Genomic DNA, 6,029 nt, shown 5'->3' on the forward strand with positions numbered 1-6,029 from the left:
GCGAATCTCACAAGTGTAACAGTCTACGCGTTTCCTTCAGGATCTGAATTTCCGGGAACGTCTGTTAATGTCCAAACTAATTTCGTTGAATATTTTTCAGCATACTTGGTTGTTGCACCAGGAACAGCTAATTGAATATTGTTGGTTTTTGTTACTTCTTTACCGTCTTCTTGAACCACGCTTAAATCATCTTTGGTTCCCCAATCATTCAAGTAAGTTCCTGCACCTTGGCCTGCTTGAGCGCTCATTACTGGTGAAACTTCACCTGGAACAAGTGTCAGATCACTAGCGTTAGGTGTTGGTTTTGCAGATTCAGAAGCGGTTTGGATATTCGCACCTTTTAAGGTAATTGCTGCACCAGTTAATTCATGATTAGCAGTACCTGTAAATTGTTTTTCTTGTGCGACAGTTAATGACCAGCCCGCTTCAGTACCGCGGTTATCTGTTACTTGGACATAGTCTGGTCCGTATAAGATATCGCCGGTTGGTTTGCCGTCTTCACCTAATTTTTGGTATGGTTGCGCTGAAGCCAAATAGACTTTATCTTCAGAAGTAATTTTTTGTTTCCCGAAATCTAAGCTTGAAGCAAAATCGATTGATAACGGTCCGTTAGTACCTGGTTCTACTGGTTTTTCAGGATCAGTTGGATCGATCGGTTGAACGGGATCAGTTGGGTCAGTTGGGTCTACTGGGTCAGTTGGATCTTGGCTTGGTGTAAATTCAATCACACCATTTGAATTATAAACACCGCCGTGTTCGCCATCTTCAGCGGCAAAAGTCGTTAGTGGAGAAGCTGCGATAGCTCCTAATACCATTGTTGATAATAAAATTTTAGAAACGTGTTTCATGATTGATTTCCCCTTTAATCTTTAATTATTTCCTGGAACATTTTCCAATGTCCAAGAAAGAGTACCCTTATAGTCACCAAGTAATTGTTTTCCAACAGGAACCGTCAATGCCAAGCCGTTATTATGATTGGCTTCTCCCCATTGATCAGAGATTGTCAGCAGACCATCTTGATCAAAGCTGCCCGTTTCCACTACTTGATTGTCTTGATTAATTTGAACCGTGTTTTGTGCATTCTTGTAAGATAATAAGCCGCTTAGGTCATTCGTATCTGAATGCAGCCCTTCCGTTTCTTTTAACGTAAGCTGCCATGGCACTTTGCCGTCTCCTCGTGTATCAGAGATTGCTAACTTACCCGAAACGTTTGGATAGTAAGTTTCTGTTTTCGTGCCTACTTTTTGTGTCCCGAAATCTACTGTATCTGGAACGGATACCAGCTCTAGGCTGCCATTTACTTGAACTTTCTTCGCTTCTTTAAATGTAGCATCATGATAGGTCATGTCTGTGGCAGGTTCTATATTCCCGACGCTGTCATTTGTTAGCGGCGGATTCGTTACGGCGGCTGCTCCCGCATGATCTCTTAGGAATAATTGTAGGAAATCACCTTTTTTCAGACCAGCCGGCAACGCTGCAGTAAATTCACCCGCTTCGTTAACGGTTGTTTCAATCCCAGTGTTCACGCCGTTTAAGAAAACATCCAAAATATCTCCGGCTTCACCAGTCCCTGTAACTTCTTTGGCACTTGGGGCAACCGTGTCACCACCACTTGTCAATTTGACCGGATCTGCTGGCGTTACGTCATAAACTTCCGGCGTATCCTTTGTTAGTTCATCTGGTGAACTTTGATGAATCCAGCCAGAGTCGTTCACCCCACGCCAAGCATCTAGCACTTTCAACGTATAGCCGGTTTTCAAGAACGCTTTGTCAGGCGCATCAATTTTGATTATCCCTTTTCGCTCAGCGTCGCCATATACAGATAGTGGATCACCAATGGATTCCCCTTTGACTTGAGTGACTTCTTTTCCGGTTTCATCATACACACCGATCGTCGCTTGAACCTCACCAGTATAAGCATCCCGCAGCTCATCTTTTCCTTCTGGAACAGACGCATGCGCATAAATGTATTTATCGGCATTTGTTGGGACTCTGATTTCATCTAAGACCGCTGCCTGATTATTGGCACTCATTCGAGAATAGTTGGTTAACGAACCAAATTGCGTTTGCATTTGTGAGTTGTCCGTCGAATCAAGGTTGGCAAAGTTTGCGCCGGAAAGTCCGAAGGTTACATCGAACCATTGATGCACTGGATCACCATCCAAATCACTCCCGGCAGTCCAAACAGCTAAATCTGAGTTCTTGCTCGAAAATTTTGAGCTGGCATCAGTATTACCAAAGATCAATCCGCCGCCCACATGATTATTTCGAAAATCGAAATAATGGATACTGTCCATAGAGAAGTTCACTAATTGACCGCTAAAAATACCTTTAGTCGCACTCTGAGTATTGCCGCGAGCGATAAAATAGGTTCCTTTGCCTGCTGTGATATTCATATCACTAGCACTGCCATCAATTGCCGGTCCTGCCGATGAACTAATCGACACAGAAGAATTTTCATCAGTCAAATTAAACTCGTTGCCGTTTCCTGATGTATATTGAATCGCTTGGTTGTTCCCATCGCTTCCCGGATCACCAACCTTATTACCGACTCCACGATTTACAGTAAAGTCTGAGCCGCCAGAAACGTTGATTTTATTGTTTCCTCCATACATCCGAATAGCCGGCGCATTTTTCGTATTTCCACTATCGGAAGTCTTAGTAATATCAATGATTGAATTACCATCTACATTGAAGGTCATATTCCCAGCGACCTTGAACCTTAAGGTAGCTTCTAACGCAGAGTTGTCCCCATTCGACACTAGGTCAAGATTAGATTGACCACCAACGTTAAACGAACCATCAGCACTTTGCATGAGAATTGCAGAAGCTGTATCAGATACTGCCTTTACATGAGAGCCTTCAGTGACATTCAAGGTTGAGCCAGAAGCTCTTGAGATTCCAAATAAAGCATTAGAATCTGCTTTATTGTGGGCATTTCCGTGCATCTCCAAAGTAGAGCCGCCTTTAATCCAAATATCACTTAATTCTTCAACGTTCCAAATAGCACCAGAAGTATTGGTGCCATTTCTAAGACTATTGGTCGTCACCTTAGATTTCCCATCAATCACGATTTGAGATCGTGTCGCAGTTCGAAATCCTGAGTAGTAGAAATACTGAGCATTCGAAACTATCGTTGAAGCATTAGTGATGGTAAAAGTACCGGCAGTAATAGCAGCTAAGTCACTACTAGAGTAGGCGACCTGATTATAATTCATCTTCAAGGCATCAAGGATCACTGCTCCTTTTTCCATAGCTGTGATTCGCGCTGCATTTTCGTCAGGACTAGTAAAGGTTCCCGTTAAGGTCACCGTCCCTGTTCCGCTAGCTAAAAATCCACCTTGTACACCAGTGAATTGCACATTATGAATAGTTAGAGCACCCGGGGTATTTACCGTGATTGCTGCATACTTCTTAGTATCCAACGTATGGGAATCAAAATCGATATCTACCGCTCTGGTTACCGTTGGCCCCGCAGAAGTTGCCGTTAAATCACTAGTAACTTTGATCGCAGAAACACTGGTATCCTTCAGCGCCTTAACGAAATCAGCCCACGTACTTACTTCAGTTGCCGCCGCTTGAGCAGCAATCTTAACTTTTTTCTCAGAGGACGCTGTCGTCTCACTCGAAGACGTCGTTTGTGTTGATTGGCTTGTATCAGAGCTTTTATCCGCGACATCCGTACTAGACTCTGATGGTTTGGTAGAAGATTCCACGCTTGAACTTTCAAGCGTGGGAATTTCAGAAGACGAAGAAGTCAAATTTGTACGTTCACCATTAGTAGTCTCGCCCTCTTGAACAAGCCCATTATCCAATTGTTCTTGTGGAGTTGAAACCTGCGCAGCTAAAGTAACGACTGATGGACTAAAAAGAAGTAAACTCGCTGCGGCCCATGTACCTAATAATTTATTGAACAAATTCTCTCGCTTCTTTCTTGTCTTGATTAGTTGCTTGGAACATCCGTTAGTACCCAAGTCAACGTTGTTTCATATTCCACCGCATCTTTAGGTGTTGAGCCGGGTACGCTTAATGCGACACTCTTAGTTACATCTTCATTTTGTTCTTGACCTGATTCATTTGTTTCTTCTTCTGACTCTACATGGCCCCAATAGTCGACCCAAGTGCCGGCACCAGAACCTGTTGTCGCAGCCATTACTCGTGATTCTGCACCATCAGGACTCAAAGTAATCTCTTGTGCAGGTGTTGGTTCAACAACGCCTACCGCATTCGATTTAACTTCTGGTTCTTTTAAAACAATTTGTGCACCAGTTAGCACTTTGTTTAATGTGTTCGTCGTTGCCGTTAATTGACCGGTTTCTTTCACATTTAAAGTCCAACCACCATTGGTTCCGCGGTTATCAGATACTTGGACGTAATCCGGTGTATCTGCATGACCTTCGCCATAATGTTGCGCACGAGCATAGTAAACTTCATCTTTGTTTGAGATTTTATTCACACCAAAATCCAGCGTTGAAGCATAGTCAATGGATAACGGGCCCGGTGTTCCCGGCTCTGGTTCTCCTCCTGGATTAGTTGGATCAGTTGGATCAACTGGGTGTTCTGGATCAGGATCTTCCGGATCAACGGGATCGGTCGGATCAGTATTTGGTTGAAATTCAACCACACCATGTGAATGATATTCATGCGTTTCCGCCGCAAAAACCGTTGAACCGATCGTTGTTAACGCTACGGTGCTAAGAGCTAAAAAGCTCAATGCTTTAATTGGTTTCATTTTTAGGTTCGCTTCCTATCTTTAATTTTCGCTTCCGTTTTCTGGAATAGATGCTAATGTCCAGTTCAAGGTTGTTTTATATTCTTTAGCTAATTTCACAGATTTACCTGGAACCATTAGTTGAACGGCTGTTTTACCAGCATCCGCAGTATCACCAAAGCGATAAACCCAAGTACCGGCACCTTTGCCTTTTTCTGCTGTGATCGCATCTGAAGTTCCTGGTGTTGTACCATCTCCAGGTGTTAAAGTGATGGATGAAGCGACTGTACCTGGTTTGTAGCCATCCATTGAGTTATCATCAACGGCCGCAACAGCAGAAGCTGTATTGATTTTCAATTGCGCACCGTTTAAGGCTTCACCTTCTGCTGTCTTAAATTGATCTAATTGACCAACTGTTAATGTCCAGCCAGCTAAAGTTCCGCGTTTATCAGTAACTTGCACGTAGTTGCTATCACCAAACGTTTCGCCCTCTGAACCTTTAAATTGGTCAAGCGCTGCATAGTAAGTTTCATCATCTGTAGAGATTTTTTGTTCCCCAAATTTGAAATTTGAAGCATAATCGATTGATAAAGCACCGCCGACTGGAGTAGGAGGATCAATCGGTTGGATTGGGTTACCGGGCTCAGTCGGGTCCGTTGGGTCTGTTGGATCTTGACCAGCGACAAAGTTGACTGTTCCGTTTGTCGGCATTGTGCCACCATCTTCAGCGGCAAAGGCCTGAGCAGTTCCTCCAACCAAACTTAATGCTAGAACAGCAGAAGCTAATAAAATATTTTTTTTCATTTCAAAATTCTCTCCTTTTTCCGTATCCCTAGGAATAATACAAGCGTAAATAATAGTAATGATCCAACCGCTTGAATGGTTGTAAAATCTTGGTCTCCAGCATTTGGTATGATCTCACGACCAGAGGCCGAATAATTCGGAGAAGTCCGAGATTGATTAGATGAACCCTGATTCTTGTTTCCTTCAGTGGATGAGTTATCTGGGTAGGTGTTCTCTGGCGCTGAACTTTGCGGTTCCTCTTTTGGTTCTTCATAGCTGCCATAAAAACTCGTTACGCCATGTGAACGATAATCATGCTCTGCTGCATGTACTACCCCATTGGAAAAAACAAAAACCATGAACGCTACTGAAATTACCGAAACTATCCTTTTCGTTGTAAAACCCTCCTTTCGATACCTTTTGCTTAAAAATAAGATTTGTTGTCTCTGAGACAAACAACATCATACAAGCACGGCAAAAGAAATTCTATTTTGTTTTTTTAGAAATCAAAAAATTTAAAAACAACATCCTAAAC

General features: G+C 42.9%; 5 protein-coding genes. All 5 read right to left on the bottom strand.

What is annotated here, in order from left to right:
• Positions 1 to 23 precede the first annotated feature (23 nt).
• Genes A5875_RS12695 through A5875_RS12715 form a run of 5 tightly spaced genes read right to left on the bottom strand, consistent with a single transcriptional unit; the run spans position 24 to position 5,853 of the window.
• Positions 24 to 848, bottom strand: coding sequence for a WxL domain-containing protein (locus A5875_RS12695; protein ID WP_088933942.1), 825 nt, complete (start codon positions 846 to 848; stop codon positions 24 to 26).
• A gap of 21 nt (positions 849 to 869) precedes the next feature.
• Positions 870 to 3,917 (bottom strand): pectate lyase-like adhesive domain-containing protein, encoded by a 3,048-nt coding sequence (locus A5875_RS12700; protein ID WP_088933943.1) that lies wholly within the window; start codon positions 3,915 to 3,917, stop codon positions 870 to 872.
• Between the two features lie 26 nt (positions 3,918 to 3,943).
• Positions 3,944 to 4,732 carry a WxL domain-containing protein gene (locus A5875_RS12705; protein WP_088933944.1) on the bottom strand — a complete coding sequence of 263 codons (789 nt, stop codon included), beginning with the start codon at positions 4,730 to 4,732 and terminating at the stop codon, positions 3,944 to 3,946.
• A gap of 21 nt (positions 4,733 to 4,753) precedes the next feature.
• Positions 4,754 to 5,515, bottom strand: a complete 762-nt coding sequence (locus A5875_RS12710; RefSeq protein ID WP_088933945.1) for a WxL domain-containing protein — start codon at positions 5,513 to 5,515, stop codon at positions 4,754 to 4,756.
• On the bottom strand, positions 5,512 to 5,853 hold the full coding sequence (locus A5875_RS12715) for an LPXTG cell wall anchor domain-containing protein (RefSeq protein ID WP_088933946.1): 342 nt from the start codon (positions 5,851 to 5,853) through the stop codon (positions 5,512 to 5,514). Before A5875_RS12715 ends, A5875_RS12710 begins: the two co-directional genes overlap by 4 nt.
• Between the last annotated feature and the right edge of the window lie 176 nt (positions 5,854 to 6,029).

Source organism: Enterococcus sp. 3H8_DIV0648 (genome assembly GCF_002140655.1).
Lineage (GTDB): Bacteria > Bacillota > Bacilli > Lactobacillales > Enterococcaceae > Enterococcus_A > Enterococcus_A hulanensis.

What these genes read in the sequence shown, in the direction of transcription:
- A5875_RS12695 (WP_088933942.1), bottom strand. Translation starts at nt 848, where the DNA reads ATGAAACACGTTTCTAAAATTTTATTATCAACAATGGTATTAGGAGCT.
- A5875_RS12705 (WP_088933944.1), bottom strand. Translation starts at nt 4,732, where the DNA reads ATGAAACCAATTAAAGCATTGAGCTTTTTAGCTCTTAGCACCGTAGCG.
- A5875_RS12710 (WP_088933945.1), bottom strand. Translation starts at nt 5,515, where the DNA reads ATGAAAAAAAATATTTTATTAGCTTCTGCTGTTCTAGCATTAAGTTTG.
- A5875_RS12715 (WP_088933946.1), bottom strand. Translation starts at nt 5,853, where the DNA reads ATGGTTTTTGTTTTTTCCAATGGGGTAGTACATGCAGCAGAGCATGAT.